General features: G+C 62.6%; 11 protein-coding genes and 1 tRNA gene. 7 read left to right on the forward strand and 5 right to left on the reverse strand.

Annotated features, from left to right (window positions below; all coding sequences use genetic code 11):
• Positions 1-61: 61 nt before the first annotated feature.
• The 5 genes from gltB to AKL02_RS00095 all read right to left on the reverse strand — a co-directional run bounded on the left by gltB (position 62) and on the right by AKL02_RS00095 (position 8,881).
• Entirely contained in the window at positions 62-4,600 is a 4,539-nt protein-coding gene (gltB, locus tag AKL02_RS00075) for a glutamate synthase large subunit (RefSeq protein WP_083076723.1), read from the reverse strand.
• On the reverse strand, positions 4,597-5,352 hold the full coding sequence (locus tag AKL02_RS00080) for a hypothetical protein (RefSeq protein ID WP_232621682.1): 756 nt from the start codon (positions 5,350-5,352) through the stop codon (positions 4,597-4,599). The genes gltB and AKL02_RS00080 overlap by 4 nt, the downstream gene beginning before the upstream one ends.
• A 35-nt stretch (positions 5,353-5,387) precedes the next feature.
• Complete coding sequence (locus tag AKL02_RS00085) at positions 5,388-6,821, reverse strand: NAD(P)-dependent oxidoreductase (protein ID WP_083076717.1); 1,434 nt, start codon at positions 6,819-6,821, stop codon at positions 5,388-5,390.
• A 218-nt stretch (positions 6,822-7,039) separates the two neighbouring features.
• Positions 7,040-7,837 (reverse strand): undecaprenyl-diphosphate phosphatase, encoded by a 798-nt coding sequence (locus AKL02_RS00090; protein WP_083076715.1) that lies wholly within the window; start codon positions 7,835-7,837, stop codon positions 7,040-7,042.
• Between the two features lie 57 nt (positions 7,838-7,894).
• Positions 7,895-8,881, reverse strand: coding sequence for a complex I NDUFA9 subunit family protein (locus AKL02_RS00095; RefSeq protein WP_078570642.1), 987 nt, complete (start codon positions 8,879-8,881; stop codon positions 7,895-7,897).
• 160 nt (positions 8,882-9,041) lie between these two features.
• Here AKL02_RS00095 and AKL02_RS00100 point away from each other — a divergent pair.
• The 7 genes from AKL02_RS00100 (at position 9,042) to AKL02_RS00130 (ending at position 16,857) form a co-directional block, all read left to right on the forward strand.
• A tRNA-Leu gene (locus AKL02_RS00100) sits at positions 9,042-9,126 on the forward strand.
• 710 nt (positions 9,127-9,836) lie between these two features.
• Positions 9,837-11,408 carry an acyl CoA:acetate/3-ketoacid CoA transferase gene (locus AKL02_RS00105; protein WP_083076713.1) on the forward strand — a complete coding sequence of 524 codons (1,572 nt, stop codon included), beginning with the start codon at positions 9,837-9,839 and terminating at the stop codon, positions 11,406-11,408.
• Positions 11,405-12,172, forward strand: coding sequence for an enoyl-CoA hydratase/isomerase family protein (locus AKL02_RS00110; protein WP_083076711.1), 768 nt, complete (start codon positions 11,405-11,407; stop codon positions 12,170-12,172). Before AKL02_RS00105 ends, AKL02_RS00110 begins: the two co-directional genes overlap by 4 nt.
• A gap of 2 nt (positions 12,173-12,174) precedes the next feature.
• A complete protein-coding gene (locus AKL02_RS00115) occupies positions 12,175-13,701 on the forward strand; it encodes an aldehyde dehydrogenase family protein (RefSeq protein WP_083076709.1) in 1,527 nt (508 codons plus the stop codon).
• Between the two features lie 54 nt (positions 13,702-13,755).
• Positions 13,756-15,006 carry an ABC transporter substrate-binding protein gene (locus tag AKL02_RS00120; RefSeq protein WP_108722337.1) on the forward strand — a complete coding sequence of 417 codons (1,251 nt, stop codon included), beginning with the start codon at positions 13,756-13,758 and terminating at the stop codon, positions 15,004-15,006.
• 73 nt (positions 15,007-15,079) lie between these two features.
• Positions 15,080-15,973 (forward strand): carbohydrate ABC transporter permease, encoded by an 894-nt coding sequence (locus AKL02_RS00125; RefSeq protein WP_078522163.1) that lies wholly within the window; start codon positions 15,080-15,082, stop codon positions 15,971-15,973.
• Positions 15,973-16,857, forward strand: a complete 885-nt coding sequence (locus tag AKL02_RS00130; RefSeq protein WP_078541537.1) for a carbohydrate ABC transporter permease — start codon at positions 15,973-15,975, stop codon at positions 16,855-16,857. The genes AKL02_RS00125 and AKL02_RS00130 overlap by 1 nt, the downstream gene beginning before the upstream one ends.
• The last annotated feature ends 4 nt before the right edge of the window (positions 16,858-16,861 follow it).

The raw sequence follows: 16,861 nt of genomic DNA on the forward strand, positions 1-16,861 counted from the left end.
GAACAAAGGGCGAAGCATGTGCTTCGCCCTCTGAAACGGTTCCGTAGGGGAAAGAGTTCCCTTATTCCGCCGGCATCGCCTGCGGTTCGTCGCTGAGCGGGTAGGACAGATGCGCCAACATCTCCTTCGGGCAGACCTGCAGGAAGTTCGCCTTCTCGGTCTCCCAGTGCTGGAGAATATCGGCGCCTTTGCGCGATCCCGTTTCGGCGACGTGACGCTCGATCAGGCCTTTCAGCTCGGCTTCCCAATGCTCGTGGCCCAGCCCGCAGGTGACGAGGCTTTCGAGATTGATCAGCTCTTCCGCCGTGTTGTCCGGATCGTAGAGATAGGCCATCCCGCCGGTCATGCCCGCGCCGAAGTTCGGGCCGATCGAGCCAAGGATCACCGCGACGCCGCCGGTCATGTATTCACAGCCGTTGGAGCCGCAGCCCTCGATGACCACTTTTGCACCCGAGTTGCGCACCGCGAAGCGCTCGCCTGCGCGGCCCGCTGCAAACAGGTGACCTTCAGTCGCGCCGTAAAGCACGGTGTTGCCGATGATCGTGTTCTCGGAAGCCACCAGCGGCGAGGCCATCGGCGGACGCACGACGATCATGCCGCCCGAGAGACCCTTGCCGACATAGTCGTTGGCATCGCCCGACACTTCGATCTTCAGCCCCGGCGCCGCGAAAGCGCCCAGCGACTGACCGCAGGAGCCGGTCAGCTTCACCGTCAGGTGGTCCGACTGCAGCGCGTTGCGCATCCCGAAGTTCTTCACGATGTGCGAAGAGGCGCGGGTCCCGATGGTGCGCAGCGTGTTGCGCACCGCGTAGGAGAGCTGCATCTTCTCGCCTTCCTCGAAGAAGCGGTGACCATCCTTGATGATCTCCGCATCGAGCGTGTCCGAGACCCAGTTACGCGGCTTCGAACGGTCGTAGACGATCTTGTCCCAGCCATCGACGGTGATCAGCAGCGGATTGAGGTCCAGATCGTCGAGATGGGCCGAGCCGCGGCTCACCTGGCTGAGAAGATCGGCGCGACCGATCACCTCGTCGAGCGAACGTGCACCGATCGAAGCGAGGATTTCGCGCACTTCCTGAGCGTAGAAGGTGATGAGGTTCACCACCTTGTCCGCCGTGCCGGTGAACTTGGCGCGCAGCTCCGGGTCCTGCGTGCAGACGCCCACCGGGCAGGTGTTCGACTGACACTGACGGACCATGATGCAGCCCATCGCGATCAGGGCGGCGGTGCCGATGCCGTATTCCTCGGCACCCATCATTGCGGCCATCACGATATCGCGGCCCGTGCGCAGACCGCCATCGGTCCGCAGGGTGACGCGTTCGCGCAGGTTGTTCATCGCAAGCACCTGATGCGCCTCGGTCAGACCCATCTCCCACGGGAGACCGGCATACTTGATCGAGGTCGCAGGAGATGCGCCCGTGCCGCCATTGTGGCCCGAGATCAGGATGATGTCGGCCTTCGCCTTCGCCACCCCGGCCGCGATCGTGCCGACGCCCGAGGACGCCACCAGCTTCACCGTCACTTTGACCTTCGGGTTGATCTGCTTGAGGTCGTAGATCAGCTGCGCGAGGTCTTCGATCGAGTAGATGTCGTGGTGCGGCGGCGGTGAGATCAGCGTCACGCCCTTGGTCGAGTGCCGCAGACGCGCGATCAGATCGGTGACTTTCATCCCCGGAAGCTGACCGCCCTCGCCGGGCTTGGCGCCCTGAGCGACCTTGATCTCAAGCTCTTCGCAGTGGTTGAGGTATTCGGCGGTCACACCGAAACGACCCGAAGCCACCTGCTTGATCTTCGCCGACGGGTTGTCGCCATTGGGCTCGGGCACGAAATGCGCCGGGTCTTCCCCGCCTTCACCCGAGTCCGACTTCGCACCGATCCGGTTCATCGCGACGTTCAGCAGTTTGTGCGCCTCGGGCGACAGCGCGCCCAGCGACATGCCCGGCGTCACGAAGCGCTTGCGGATCGAGGTGATCGACTCGACCTCTTCGATCGGGACCGGTTTGCCCAGCGATTTGATATCCAGCATGTCGCGGATATGGATCGGCGGGTTCGCCCGCATCATCGAGCTGTATTGCTTCCATAGATCGTAGCTTGCGCGGTTACAGGCCGATTGCAGCATGTGCATCGACTGCGCGCCCCAGGCGTGGGACTCGCCCGTCCGGCGCGCCTTGTAGAAGCCGCCGATCGGGAGCACGTCCTGACCGCCTTTCCAGCCCTTGGCATGCACACCTTCCAGCGCGTGCTGGATGCCGTGTAGGCCGATGCCGGAGATGCGCGAGTGCATGCCGGGGAAATATTCGGCGACCATCGCGCGCGACAGACCCACGGCTTCGAAGTTCAGACCGCCGCGATAGGAGGAAATCACGGAGATCCCCATCTTCGACATGATCTTCAGCAGGCCCGCATCGATCGCATCGCGATATTTGCGCATCGCGTCGACGAGCGTGCCGCCCAGCAGGCCGCGGTCGATCCGGTCGGCCAGCGTGTCCTGCGCGAGATAGGCGTTCACCGTGGTCGCGCCCGAGCCGATCAGCACCGCGAAGTAATGCGGGTCGATACATTCCGCCGAACGCACATTGATCGAGCAGAAGGTCCGCAGGCCTTTCTGCGTCAGCCAGCTATGCACGGCGCTCGTCGCGAGGATCATCGGCATCGCGACCTTGTCCTCGTCCTGCTCCTCATCGCTCAGCACGATATGGAGCGCGCCCGAGCGCACCGCGTCTTCGGCTTCCTGACGGATCCGGGTCAGACCTTCGCGCAGAGCCTCCTGATCGGCATTGGCCGGGAAGGTACAGTCGATGATCGTCACCTGCTCGCCGAATTCGTTGAGCATATGATCGAATTCGGAATTCGCGAGGAACGGGCTCTCCAAGATCCAGATCTCGGTCTGCGAGCTATCCTCGTCGAGCACGTTCTTGAGGTTGCCGAACCGCGTCTTGAGCGACATCACCCGGCTTTCACGAAGCGAGTCGATCGGCGGGTTGGTCACCTGGCTGAAGTTCTGACGGAAGAAGTGGCTCAGCGGGCGGTATTGCTTGGACAGGACCGCAGGCGGCGTGTCGTCGCCCATCGAGGCGATGGCTTCCTTGCCGTCCTCGGCCATCGGCGCGAGGATCTGTTCGATCTCTTCGACCGAATAGCCCGCCGCGACCTGACGCTTGCGCAACTCACCGCCCGAGAATTTCGGGTTCTCCGGGACGTCCACGAGGATCGCGTTCAGATCGGTGACCTTGCCGACCCACTCGCCGAAGGGCTGAGCGGCCGCCAGTTTGTCCTTGATTTCGGTGTCGTGGTAGAGCTTGCCCTCGCGCATATCGACCGCGATCATCTGACCCGGGCCAAGCGCGCCTTTCTCGACCACGCTTGCCTCATCGACCGGCACCATGCCGGCTTCCGAGCCTGCGATCAGAACGCCGTCGCCAGTGATGACATAGCGCAGCGGACGCAGACCGTTGCGGTCGAGACCGCCGCAGACCCAGCGTCCATCGGTCATCGCTAGCGCCGCCGGGCCGTCCCACGGCTCCATCACGGCGTTGCAATAGGCATACATGTCCTGCCACGCGGAGGGCATCGTGTCGGTGGATTTCGACCACGGCTCGGGGACGAGCATCGTCTTCACCATCGGCGCGTTGCGGCCCGAGCGGACCATCAGTTCGAACACCGCATCGAGCGCACCGGAGTCGGACGCCCCAGCCGGGATGATCGGCTTGATGTCTTCGGCGCTGTCGCCGAAGGCCGAGGAGGCCATGCGGATCTCATGGCTCTTCATCCAGTTGGTGTTGCCCTTGATCGTGTTGATCTCGCCGTTATGCGCCAGCATCCGGAAGGGCTGCGCCAGCCACCATTGCGGGAAGGTGTTGGTGGAATAGCGCTGGTGATAGATAGCGAAGGCGGACTCGAAGCGCTCGTCCTTCAGATCGGGATAGAATTCCGCGACCTGCTCGGCCAGCATCATGCCTTTGTAGATGATCGAGCGGCACGACAGCGAGCACATGTAGAGCCCGTTGATCTGCGCCGCGATTGCCGCTTTCTCGATACGGCGGCGGATGATGTAGAGTTCGCGCTCGAACTGCTCCTCGTCGATATCCTTATCGTTGCGGATCAGAATCTGCTCGATCTCGGGGCGGGTCGAATTGGCTTTCTCGCCCAGCACTTCGGTGTTCACCGGAACGTGGCGCCAACCGTAGATGTAGTGGCCCATCCGCAGAACTTCGGATTCCACGATCGTGCGGCAGCGCTCCTGCGCGCCGAAATCGGTGCGCGGCAGGAAGACCTGACCGACGGCGACCATTTTCTCCATGTCCGGCTCGTGGCCGGTGCGGCGGATCTGGTCGTAGAAGAAGGGGGCGGGGATTTGGACGTGGATACCTGCGCCGTCGCCGGTCTTGCCGTCGGCATCGACCGCGCCGCGGTGCCAGATCGCCTTCAGCGCGTCGATGCCGTTCTCCACGACGCGGCGCGAGGCCTTGCCGTCGATCGACACCACGAGACCGACGCCGCAGGACGCCTTCTCGTCTTCTTCCTTCCACAGTGAATTCTCGTTCATCCACTGGCGTTTCGCTTCCTCGGCGGCCACCCAGGCTTCGTCATATTTGGTCATTGCAGTGCCTCCTTGGAGAAAGAGCGGGAAAGGGGGGCGAGGCTGACTTGCGTGGGCCGAAGATCGGCCTGCGTCATCATCAGGTCGCAGTCATATTCGGGCGTCTCGGTCGAGAAACCGGGATCGCCGGGAAAGTCGAAGCGCACGGGGCTGTCGTCATAGCTCACGACATCGCCCTGATCGTTCTCGAACCGCTCCGCGCCGCTGAAAAACACGCGATATTTGCGCGAGATATATTGCGTGCCGGTGCGGGTCGCGACGGTCTGGCTGTTCTGGTCATCCTCGCGCAGATCGAAGGTGATCGTCTCGAGCGGGACATCGTCGATGCTGACCGACTTGCCCGTGAGGGTATCGCTGCCGACATAGCGGCGCAGACCCCGGTAATTCGAGCGCGTGACGAAATCGTAATCGTCCTTGCCGTCCGACAGGAGCGCCGAGAACGAGGGAGCATCCTTCGATGCGCCCGGATCGAACATCTCGATCTCGCCGTCATCGGTCGACACGCTCTCAAGCCAGCGCGTTTCGGCATCGATATGGCTCAGGTAATAGATGCCCTCACCATCAGCGAATGCGGTCCAGAGATCGCCCTCCGGATCGGCGGCGCAGCGATAGTAATTGGCCACCTGACAGTTATGCATCTGCACGGTCATGAAGACCTCGCAGCCCTGCGGCGGCGCGAAGTCTTCGGCATGGGCGGGCAGGGCGCTGAACAGCCCCCCGCAGATCGCCATGCCGAGAAAATTCGACCGCATCGCATACATTCCTTTTCAGATCGGCAGGGCGCGGATCACTCCGCCGCCACCGCCGCCACGTTTTCGAGATAGCGCAGGATCGAGCCCGCCGCTTCGCGCCCGTCGCGGATCGCCCAGACGACGAGGCTTGCGCCGCGCACGATGTCGCCGACCGCATAGACGCCCGGGATCGAGGTCGCGTGGGTGCCGAATTCGGCCTTCACCGTGCCCCAGCGGGTGGTCTCCAGATCACCGGCTTCCCAAGCGCCGGGCAGGTCCTCGGGCTCGAAGCCGAGCGCCTTGATCACCAGATCGGCCTCTTCGTCATAGATGCCGCCCTCGATCTTCTCGGGGCTCTGACGACCCGAGGCATCCGGCGCGCCCAGACGCATCTGCTGCACCGAGCAGTTGGTGACCGGGTTGCCCGAGAAGGCCGCGGGGGCGGAGAGCCAGACGAATTCCACGCCCTCTTCTTCCGCGTTTTGCACTTCGCGCTGCGAGCCCGGCATGTTCGCGCGGTCGCGGCGATAGAGACATTTCACCGACTTGGCGCCCTGACGGATCGCGGTACGCACGCAGTCCATCGCGGTGTCGCCGCCGCCAATGACGATGACACGCTTGCCTTCAGCGTTCAGCGTGCCGTCTTCGAACTCGGCCACGTCGTCGCCGAAGCTCTTGCGGTTCGAGGCGGTGAGATAGTCGATCGCGCGGACGATGCCAGCCGCATCCGCGCCTTCGTCGGTCAGCTCGCGCGTCTTGTAGACGCCCGTCGCGATCAGCACCGCGTCATGCTTGCCGCGGATCGCGTCGAAGGAAATATCGGTGCCGACATTGCAGTTCAGCACGAATTCGACGCCGCCATCTTCCAGCTGCTTCACGCGCTGCATGACGATGTCTTTCTCCAGCTTGAAGCCGGGGATGCCATAGGTCATCAACCCGCCCGCGCGGTCGTAGCGGTCATAGACCGTGACCTGCACGCCAGCGCGGCGCAGCGCGTCGGCGGCCGCCAGACCGCCCGGGCCCGCGCCGATGATGCCGACGCTTTCGGCGCGCTCGGTCGCCGGTTTGATCGGCTTCACCCAGCCCATGTCGAAGGCGGTGTCGGTGATGTATTTCTCGACCGCGCCGATGGTGACGGTGCCGTGGCCCGACTGTTCGATCACGCAGTTGCCTTCGCACAGACGGTCCTGCGGGCAGATGCGGCCGCAGATTTCCGGGAAGGTGTTGGTGGCCTGCGACATCTCGTAGGCTTCCTGCAGACGACCTTCGGCGGTCAGGCGCAGCCAGTCGGGGATGTTGTTATGGAGCGGGCAATGCGTGTGGCAATAGGGCACGCCGCATTGGCTGCAGCGGCTCGCCTGCTCGGCAGCCTTCTCGGCCGCGTATTCGCGATAGATTTCGTTGAAATCATGGGAGCGCACGTTCGCGTCGCGCTTCTGAGGCATCTCTTTCGCCGTCTTGACGAACTTGAGCATCGGTTGCTTGGCCATTGTGGCGCCTCCCTAGAAAACCGGTGGGTGCGCATGACTACACTGCCTGCCACAGCAATAAAAGTAAGCAAGGCTGACCTAAATGTGTATTTTTTGCGAGAGGCGCATGAGAAGGCACCTCAAATTCGCTCAAAATAGGTCAGCTTGGTTTACTTTATTGCCGCTTTACCCTGATTTTCCTGAGGATCACGCGTCGCCAAAAAGCGATTCGCTCCTGATCAGCCTAGCACACCGACCGCCGCAAGGCTCAGCAGGAGCCCGCCGAAGATGATCCGGTAGATCGCGAAGATGGTGAAACGGTGCCCCTGAATGTAGCCAAGGAGCCATTTCACCGCGACGAAGGCCGTGACGGTCGAGACGACGAAAGCGATGCCGAGCCCGGCCCAATCCTCGTTGCCGCCGGTCCCATCCTTGAGCTGCTTGAGCAATTCGTAACCGCTCGCCGCGTACATGGTGGGAATACCGACGAGGAAGGCGAATTCGGTCGCCGCCGCCCGGTTCGAGGTGCCCAGCAGCATCGCCACGAAAATCGTCGTGGCCGAGCGCGAGGTGCCCGGAAAGACCCCGGCCACGATCTGCGCAATCCCGACCGCGATCGCGACGCGCCAGAAGATTTGGCTGTTATCGGCCTGCCGATCCGCGACGCGTTCCGCAAACAGCATCCAGAAACCGCCGATCACCAGCGCCCAGGCGACGGGATGGATCGTTGTCGGCAACTCGAAACCCATCTTCTTCACGATCAGGCCCAGAACGGCGGTGATCAGGAAGGCGACGGTCAGCTTCGCGAGATAGTCGCGGTTCTCCGGATTGCGCCAGTTGAACAGAAGCTCCATCAGGCGGCGCCAATAGATCAGCGTCACCGCAAGGATCGCCCCGGCCTGAATGACGATGTTGTAGGTATCCGAGCGCGTGCCAAGCCAATGTTCGGCCAGGATCAAGTGGCCAGTGCTCGAAATCGGGAGAAACTCGGTGATCCCTTCGATCACACCGAGCAGAACGTCGTTCAGATAGCTCAAGAAATACCGCCTAGGTCAGAGAGGCGCCGCAAGCGGCACCGGGGAGGAAGGAGGGGGTTATGTCTTGCGAAGGTTCTTCGCCGAAGCTTTGATATCGTCATATTGCCCACCGGGGCGGAAGCGCCACAGGTAGCCGGGCATCACCGCTTCCATTGCCATAGGCTGGATTCCGAGATCGGAGAAGCCTTTCGCGCCCTCGGACACGACATTGTCAGCTTGCAGGTTCTTCACCTGATCGCGCGTGAGGATGCGGTTCGTGAACAGACCGCCGGTGACCGCCTGACCCAGATCGAAGACGCCGCCGAGGATGCTTGCGACCCAGCGGGGCAGCGACAGCACGAGACGACGACGGTGAATCACCGTCAGCATCTGCTTCATCAGGTCGTGGAAGGTCTCCACATCCGGCCCGCCGAGTTCATAGGTGCCGGGGGACACTTTGCCATCCGCTGCCATGACCGCGACCTTCGCGACATCATCGACGAAGACCGGCTGGAATTTCGTGTGACCGCCGGTGATCGGAAGGATCGGGGTGAAGCGCGACATCGAGGCGAATTTGTTGAAGAACCCGTCCTCGTTGCCGAAAATGATCGAGGGGCGCAGGATCACGGCCTGCGGATAGGCATCCAGCACCGCTTTCTCGCCTGCAGCCTTGGTGCGGGCATATTCGCTCTCGCTATCGGGATTGGCGCCGATGGCCGAGATCTGCACCAGTTTCGGCACATCCATTTCTGCAGCGATACGCGCCACGCGGCCTGCACCTTCGGCTTGCACGGCGCCGAACTTGTTCTTGCCTTCATTGACGAGAATACCGACGCAATTGATCACCGCATCCGCGCCCTGCATCGCCGCGCGCACGCTGGCATCGTCGCGAATGTTGCAGAAGACCGGCTCGACTTGCCCGACCGCACCATAGGGTTTGACGAAAAGCGCCTCGTTCGGACGCCGGACCGCAACGCGAATCCGCCAACCGTCCTTTGCCATGCGCTGCGCGATATAGCGCCCGACGAACCCCGAACCGCCGTAGATCGTAACCAGCTTGGACATGGGCAGAGGCCTTTCCTTGCAAGAATTTCGTTCTTTGATTACCGCCTCGCCCCCGCGGGAACAAGGCCAAAGACCCGAAGAGTCGAAGCTTGCGAATTTTTCGTGTCGATCCCCGTTGACAGTCCCAGCGCCGCTATGTATCTCGCGCTCCACGACACCTGCCCAGGTGGCGGAATTGGTAGACGCGCACGGTTCAGGTCCGTGTGCCGCAAGGCGTGGAGGTTCGAGTCCTCTCCTGGGCACCATAAACCAAGCGAAAAGCTCGGAAAACTTCGGTTTTCCGAGCTTTTCTCTGTTTTGGGCCTGATTTTGCCTCGAAAACTGTTCCGCATGTGAATTTCATGAGGCGGGTTATGAATTTCGTTCGTGAGGCTCGATCCTGAGGCGCAACGATAAGATTCGGGCGCACCGGTTCCGGTTCAGTGGAGCAAATGCGGAAAGGATTTGGTGGCGCGCCCAGATGAGCATTAGCTCGCCATCTCTTCAGCGCGATTGCCGGCTCGCCTAACGCCGCGCACGCAAGTCCACCGACGCCGCCTGATCCAGCCGATGAAGGCTTGGCTTTCACGGGCCAAGGCGGCCAGTCAACTGTCCGCTATCTGGGGAGCGCGGTTGACCGGTCGCTGTCTCATAGTGCGCGTCGCGCCCATACCCCGAAGTCGCCGGTTTTTGCGCCGCCCAATGGCAGGATTTTACCCCGCCGTTGACAGTTGCTCCTCATCGTCAAGGCTCTGCGCGGGGCGTCGACCTCCTTAGCACGGCAAGAAGGGGCCTCTTCGCGCGATCGTCTCGTTTCCATCTCCTATCGAATGAATTTGCTCAGCTAAAAACGTTTGACACAAATTTGGAACGTTCCTATGAATATTTGGAACGTTCCTATTTGCTGAGTCTTTTTTGGGGCGTGTCGACTGAAATCTTGTCTGGGGTCGGCAATTTGGATTGGGAGAAGCGAACTATGGGCACGATCGTCAGTGCATCGGAAGCAGTGGGGAAAATCGCGGATGGCGCTATCATCACGGTGTCCTCGTCTTCGGCATTGGGCTGCCCCGATTCCGTGCTCAAGGCGATCGGCGAGCGCTTCGATCAGGAGCAACATCCGCAGAACCTGACCATGATCCATCCGATCGCCGCGGGGGACATGTACGGTGTGAAGGGCATCGATCACATCGCCAAGGATGGTCTGCTCAGCACGGTTCTGGCCGGGTCCTATCCGTCGGGTTCGTCGAACCTGCCGATGCCTGAAATCTGGAAGATGGTCGTCGAGAATCGTGTGACTGCCTATAACGTGCCCTCCGGCATCCTGTTCGACATGCATCGCGAGGCGGCTGCGCGGCGTCCGGGGGTGATCACCAAGGTCGGCCTGAAGACCTTCGTCGATCCCGAGCGCGAGGGCTGTGCGATGAACGATCGCGCAGCGGGCGCCCCCATCGTGCGCCGGGTGGAGTTCGATGGCGACACCTGGCTCCATTTCCCGAATATTTACCCCGATGTCTGCATCCTGCGCGCCACCACCGCCGATGAGCGCGGCAATCTGACCTATGAGCACGAGGGCGCCTATCTCGGCGGGCTCGAGCAGGCGATTGCGGTGCGCAACAATGGCGGGCTGGTGATCGCGCAGGTGGAGCGCGTCACCGCGGCGGGCTCCCTGCGGCCCCATGACGTCCGCGTGCCGGGGCACCTCGTGGATTACGTCGTCGTGGACGAGGATCAGAAGCAGACCTGCGAGACGCCCTACGATCCGGCGATTTCGGGTCAGGTGATGCGTCCGTGGTCGAGCTTCGAACTGGCGGAGCACGGCATCGAAAAGGTGATCGCACGGCGCGCGGCAATGGAGCTGCGCGGGGGCATGACGGCCAATCTCGGCTTCGGAATCTCGGCGATGGTGCCGCGTATCCTGCTCGAGGAAGGCCATCCCGACGCGGTCACCTGGGCGATCGAACAAGGCGCGGTGGGCGGCATGCCCCTGACCGGCTTCGCCTTCGGCTGTGCGTCGAACGCCGATGGCTACGTGCCCTCGCCGCAGCAATTCATCTATTTCCAGGGCGCCGGGTTCGACATGTCCTTCCTGTCCTTCCTCGAAGTCGACGTAGAGGGGAATGTGAATGTCTCCAAGCTCGGCAAGAAGCCCTATCTGACCGCTGGCTGCGGCGGCTTCGTCGACATCACCGCCCATGCGCGCAAGATCGTCTTCTCAGGTTGGTTCGAAGCCGGGGCGCAGATGGAGATGGACGCGACCGGCATCCGCGTCCGTGCGCCGGGCAAGTTCACCAAGATGGTCGACCAGGTCGAGCATGTGACCTTCTCCGGGGAGCGTGCGCGCGAGCAGGGGCAGGAAGTGCTCTACATCACCGAGCGCTGCGTGATGCGGCTCGATGACAAGGGGCTCATCGCGACCGAAATCATGCCGGGGATCGATCCCGAGCGCGATATCGTCGGCGCCTCCGAGGGGCGGGTGCGCGTGGCGGAGAATGCCGTCACCATGTCCACGAAGCTTCTCGCCAATGCCCCGATGGGGTGGACGCCATGAGCGATATTCACCTGATCCTCGACGGCGCGGTGGCAGAGCTGCGCCTCGACAACCCGGCGAAGATGAACGCCCTTACGGTCGAGATGCTGAGTGCGCTCGAGGCGCATCTCGATCGGATCGAACGAGACGTCGAGATTCGCTGCGTGCTGGTGAGCGCCGAGGGCGACCGGGCCTTCTGCACCGGGGCGGATATCAACGGTTGGGGCGATCTGAGCCCGGCCCAGTTCGCGCGGCATTGGGTCCGCGACGGACACCGGATCTTCGACCGGCTCGCGCGCCTCTCGAAGCCGACGATTGCGGCGCTGAACGGACACGCCTTCGGGGGCGGTCTCGAACTTGCCGCAGCCTGCGACCTTCGGGTCATGGCACCCGGCGCCAGCCTTGCCCTCCCGGAAGCTGGCGTCGGGATCGTTCCCGGTTGGTCGGGCACGCAGCGGCTGATGCGCCTGCTGCCCGAACCGATGGTGAAGGAGATGGCGCTTTTCGGTCACCGGGTGAAGGCCGAGCGGGCTTTGGCGGTCGGCTTCGTGGCCGCGATCTCCGACGATCCGCGTTCGGCAGCGCAGACCCTGATCGACCGTGCGCTCGGGCTGTCGCCCCGCGCCGTCGAAATCACGAAATCGATGATCCATGTCGCGGCGGGTGAAGATCGCGGCGCCATGGCTGAGGCGCTCGGAAGTGCCGCCATTTCGGCCAGCGAAGATCGCGCCGAAGGGGTCACGGCTTTCCGCGAGAAACGCAAACCTAATTTTTCGGGACTTTGAACATGACCGAGCTGAACCTGATCTCTGCCGTTGATGCGGCGATCCCCGCAGAGCCCTTCATCTGTCGTCACCTGATCGCAGGCGAGTGGCGCGACAGTGCCTCTGGCGAGACCTACGATCGGATGTCCCCCGCGCATGGCTGCCTCGTGAGCCGCGCAGCGCTGGGCGCCGAAGCCGATGCGGAAGCCGCGATCGTCGCGGCGCGCGAGGCGTTCGACAGTGGCGTCTGGAGCCGGATCTCGGGCAAGGAGCGCGCCACGATCCTGCTGCGCGTCGCCGATCTGATCGAGGGCAATGTCGAGCGCATGGCGCTGCTGGAGACGCTCGAAAGCGGCAAGCCGATTTCGCAGTCGCGCGCCGAAGTGTCGGGCGCGGCCGATCTGTGGCGCTATGCGGCTTCGCTGGCGCGCACCATGCATGGGGACAGCCACAACACGCTGGGGCCGGACATGCTTGGCGTCGTCGTGAAAGACCCGATCGGCGTCGTGTCGATGATCACGCCGTGGAATTTCCCGTTCTGGATCCTGAGCCAGAAGCTGCCCTTCGCGCTCGCCGCTGGCTGCACCACGGTCATCAAGCCGTCCGAACTGACGCCATCGACCACGGTTATGCTCGGGGAGCTGCTGTTCGAGGCGGGGATGCCCGCGGGCGTCGTGAATATTGTTCTGGGCTATGGAGCTTCCGTGGGCAGCGTGATGACGACGCATGAGGCCGTGGATATGGTGACCTTCACCGGCTCGACCGCGGTCGGCAAGGCGATCTCGGCGGCCGCGTCGAGCACGTTGAAGAAGGTCGCGCTGGAGCTTGGCGGGAAGAACCCGCAGGTCGTGTTCCCCGATGCCGATATTGAGAGCGCGGCCGATGCGATCACCTTCGGCGTCTATTTCAACACCGGGCAATGCTGCAACTCGAGCAGCCGGATCATCGTCCATGAAGATATCGTGGATGAGGTGGTCGAGCGCGTGGTGGAACTGTCGAAGCGCGTGGCTTTCGGCGACCCGCTCGATCCGCGCACGCAGGTCGGGGCGATCATCTCCGTCCAGCATCAAGGCAAGATCGACGACTATGTCCGCGCCGCGGTCACCGAGGGGGCCGAGATCGCGCTGGGGGGCGGGCCGATGACCGTGCCGGGCCTCGAGGGGCAATTCTATCAACCGACCGTCGTGCGCGGCGTCTCGCCCGAGATGGCGATCGCCCGCGAGGAGGTCTTCGGACCGGTGCTCTCGGTTCTGACCTTCCGCACGATGGACGAAGCGGTAGCGCTAACGAATGATGCAAGCTACGGTTTGTCTGCGGGCGTTTGGAGCGAGAACGTCCACACCTGCCTCGAGTTCTCGACGCGGGCGCAGGCTGGGACCGTCTGGACGAATACCTGGATGGACGGTTTCCCGGAATTGAGCTTCGGTGGGGTCAAGCAATCCGGTCAAGGGAGAGAGATCGGACGCTACGGCCTCGAGGAGTTCTTCGAGATCAAGACGCTCGTGATGCGCATCGGTCGCACGCGAGAGCCTTGGGTAAGACCCGAATGACCTGATCGGTCGCACGGGAGGGAGTGTGACGACAACGCAAGAGGGAGGAAAATCATGCGTAGTTACATCGGACGGACACTGAAAATGGCGAGCGTTCTGGCGCTCGTCGCAGGGTCGGCACAGGCGGAGGATGTGGAGGTTCTTCACTGGTGGACTTCGGGCGGCGAAGCAGCCGCGCTCAACGTTCTCAAGGACGATCTGCAGAAAGAAGGCATCGGCTGGAAGGATATGCCCGTCGCAGGTGGCGGTGGCCAAAGTGCGATGACCGTGCTGCGTGCGCGCGTCACCTCGGGTGATCCGCCGACCGCGGTTCAGATGCTCGGCTTCGACATCTCGGACTGGGCGCAGCAAGGCGCGCTGGCCGATCTCGACAAGGTCGCGGCCGATGGCAACTGGGATGCCGTGGTGCCTGCGGCGCTGCAGAAGTTCTCGAAATATGACGGCCACTGGGTCGCGGTTCCGGTGAACGTGCACTCGACCAACTGGGTGTGGTCGAACAAGAAGATGCTCGCCGATCTCGGCATCGAAGAGCCGAAGACCTGGGACGAGTTCATCGCTGCGATGCAGAAGGTGAAGGATTCCGGGAAGATCGCACTCGCCGCAGGTGGCCAGCCCTGGCAGGAAGCCACGATGTTCGATGGCGTCGTGCTGTCGGTCGGTGGCCCCGAGTTCTACAAGAAGGCCTTCGTCGATCTCGATCCCGAAGCGCTTGGCGGTCCGCAGATGGTCGAATCCTTCAAGCGCATGGAGCAGCTTCACAGCTTCGTCGACCCGAACTTCTCGGGCCGCGACTGGAACCTCGCGACCGCGATGGTCATCAATGGCGAAGCCGCCTTCCAGATGATGGGCGACTGGGCCAAGGGTGAATTCCTGCGGGCCGGCAAAGAGGCCGAGGTCGATTTCGGCTGCTTCCGCACCCCGGGAACCGCAGGCGATGTGACCTTCAACTCCGACCAGTTCGCGATGTTCAAGGTGGGCGAGGATGCGCAGGCCGCGCAGGACGCGATGGCGAAAGCCGTGATGTCGCCGTCGTTCCAGATCGCCTTCAACACGGTGAAAGGCTCTGTTCCCTCGCGCACGGACGTGTCGGACGAAGAGTTCGACGCTTGCGGCAAGAAGGCGATGGCTCAGCTGAAATCGGCGAGCGAGAACGGCACGCTGCTGGGTTCCATGGCGCATGGACATGCCGACCCGGCTTCGGTGAAGAACGCGATCTACGACGTGGTGACGGCGAATTTCAACGGCGAATATGACGCCGAGACCGCCGCCAAGGAACTCGTCAAGGCCGTGTCACTGGCTCAGTAACAGGCCCTCGGGCCGGTCGATCTGACCGGCCCGAACCTCACCCATCCGTCTCATTTCCCCAAAGGAGAGAGCAATGGCCCGTCCGGTCCAGTCAGACTTGCGTACCCGGCTTCAGGAATGGATTCCCAAGATCGTCCTCGCGCCCTCTGTCGCGTCCATGTTGATCTTCGTCTACGGCTTCATCGTGTTCACCGGGTACCTGTCGTTCACAAACAGCCGGATCCTGCCGAGCTTCGACCTTGTCGGCTGGCACAATTACTGGCGGCTTTTCCAATTGCCGACCTGGACGATCGCGGTCCAGAACCTTGCAATCTTCGCCTCGCTCTACATCGCGATCTGTATCGCGATCGGGCTGACCCTCGCGATCTTTCTGGATCAGAAAATCCGCGGCGAGGGGATGTTGCGCCCGATCTTCCTCTATCCGATGGCGCTTTCGTTCATCGTGACGGGCACGGCGTGGAAATGGCTTCTCGATCCGGGCATCGGCATCGAACATACCCTGCATCTCTGGGGCTGGGAGAGTTTCCATTTCGGCTGGATCAAGAGCTCGTCCATGGCGATCTACACGGTGGTGATCGCCGCGGTCTGGCAAAGCTCGGGTTTCGTCATGGCGATGTTCCTCGCCGGACTGCGCGGCATCGACAACGAAATCCTGAAAGCGGCACAGATGGATGGCGCCTCGAACTGGAACCTCTATCGCCGCATCATCATTCCGCAGCTTCGGCCTGCCTTCCTGTCGGCCTTCGTTATCCTCGCGCACCTCGCGGTCAAATCCTATGACCTCGTCATCGCGCTGACCGGTGGCGGCCCGGGCCGGGCAACCGAACTGCCCGCGACCTTCATGTATTCCTACACTTTCACCCGCAACGAGATGGGCGTGGGCGCAGCGTCGGCGGTTATCATGCTGATGACCATCGCCGCGATCATGATCCCCTATCTCTACGCTGAACTGAAGGAGCCGAAGTAATGTCCGGCGCCGTCGATACCGGGGTCGCGATCCGCACAAATCGCGTGACCCGCACCTTCATCTATCTCTTCCTGCTGCTGTTCGCGCTGTTCTACCTGCTGCCGCTCGCGGTGATGTTGATCAACTCGGTCAAACCTCTGAGCGAGATCACGGGCGGCAACATGATGGCGCTGCCCGATGTCTGGACCTTCGAGCCGTGGCGCGAAGCCTGGTCCTCGGCCCAGATCGGCGTTCAGCCGACCGGCCTGCGCCCCTACTTCATCAACTCGATCCTGATCGTGGTTCCGGCGGTGGCGATCTCGACCATCATGGGCGCGCTCAACGGCTACGTTCTGACCAAGTGGCGGTTCCGCGGTGACACGATCCTCTTCGGGATGCTGCTGTTTTCGTGCTTCATTCCGTTCCAGATCGTGCTGATCCCGATGGCGCGGGTGCTTGGGATGATCGGGCTCGCAGGCTCGGTGCCGGGGCTGATCCTCGTCCACGTCGTCTACGGGCTCGGCTTCACGACGCTTTATTTCCGCAACTACTACTCGGCCTTCCCGACCGAGCTGGTACGCGCGGCGCAGATCGACGGGGCCGGGTTCTTCCGGATCTTCTACCGCATCCTTCTGCCACTGTCGGGGCCGATCATCGTGGTCACGATCATCTGGCAGTTCACCAATATCTGGAACGACTTCCTGTTCGGGTCGTCCTTCGCCGGGCAGGCCAGCCAGCCGATGACCGTCGCCTTGAACAACCTCGTTCAAAGCTCGACCGGCGTGAAGGCCTACAACGTTCACTTCGCGGGTGCGATCCTTGCGGCGCTGCCCACTCTCATCGTCTACATCGTCTCGGGGCGCTTCTTCGTGCGCGGCCTGATGGCGGGCTCAGTCAAGGGGTAATGCC

The sequence above is a fragment of the Thioclava electrotropha genome, from assembly GCF_002085925.2.
Lineage (GTDB): Bacteria > Pseudomonadota > Alphaproteobacteria > Rhodobacterales > Rhodobacteraceae > Thioclava > Thioclava electrotropha.

Excerpts from the sequence above, each read along its gene's own strand:
- AKL02_RS00110 (WP_083076711.1), top strand. The coding sequence starts at position 11,405 with ATGAGCGATATTCACCTGATCCTCGACGGCGCGGTGGCAGAGCTGCGC.
- AKL02_RS00095 (WP_078570642.1), bottom strand. The coding sequence starts at position 8,881 with ATGTCCAAGCTGGTTACGATCTACGGCGGTTCGGGGTTCGTCGGGCGC.
- AKL02_RS00080 (WP_232621682.1), bottom strand. The coding sequence starts at position 5,352 with ATGCGGTCGAATTTTCTCGGCATGGCGATCTGCGGGGGGCTGTTCAGC.
- AKL02_RS00120 (WP_108722337.1), top strand. The coding sequence starts at position 13,756 with ATGCGTAGTTACATCGGACGGACACTGAAAATGGCGAGCGTTCTGGCG.
- AKL02_RS00125 (WP_078522163.1), top strand. The coding sequence starts at position 15,080 with ATGGCCCGTCCGGTCCAGTCAGACTTGCGTACCCGGCTTCAGGAATGG.
- gltB (WP_083076723.1), bottom strand. The coding sequence starts at position 4,600 with ATGACCAAATATGACGAAGCCTGGGTGGCCGCCGAGGAAGCGAAACGC.
- AKL02_RS00085 (WP_083076717.1), bottom strand. The coding sequence starts at position 6,821 with ATGGCCAAGCAACCGATGCTCAAGTTCGTCAAGACGGCGAAAGAGATG.
- AKL02_RS00130 (WP_078541537.1), top strand. The coding sequence starts at position 15,973 with ATGTCCGGCGCCGTCGATACCGGGGTCGCGATCCGCACAAATCGCGTG.
- AKL02_RS00115 (WP_083076709.1), top strand. The coding sequence starts at position 12,175 with ATGACCGAGCTGAACCTGATCTCTGCCGTTGATGCGGCGATCCCCGCA.
- AKL02_RS00105 (WP_083076713.1), top strand. The coding sequence starts at position 9,837 with ATGGGCACGATCGTCAGTGCATCGGAAGCAGTGGGGAAAATCGCGGAT.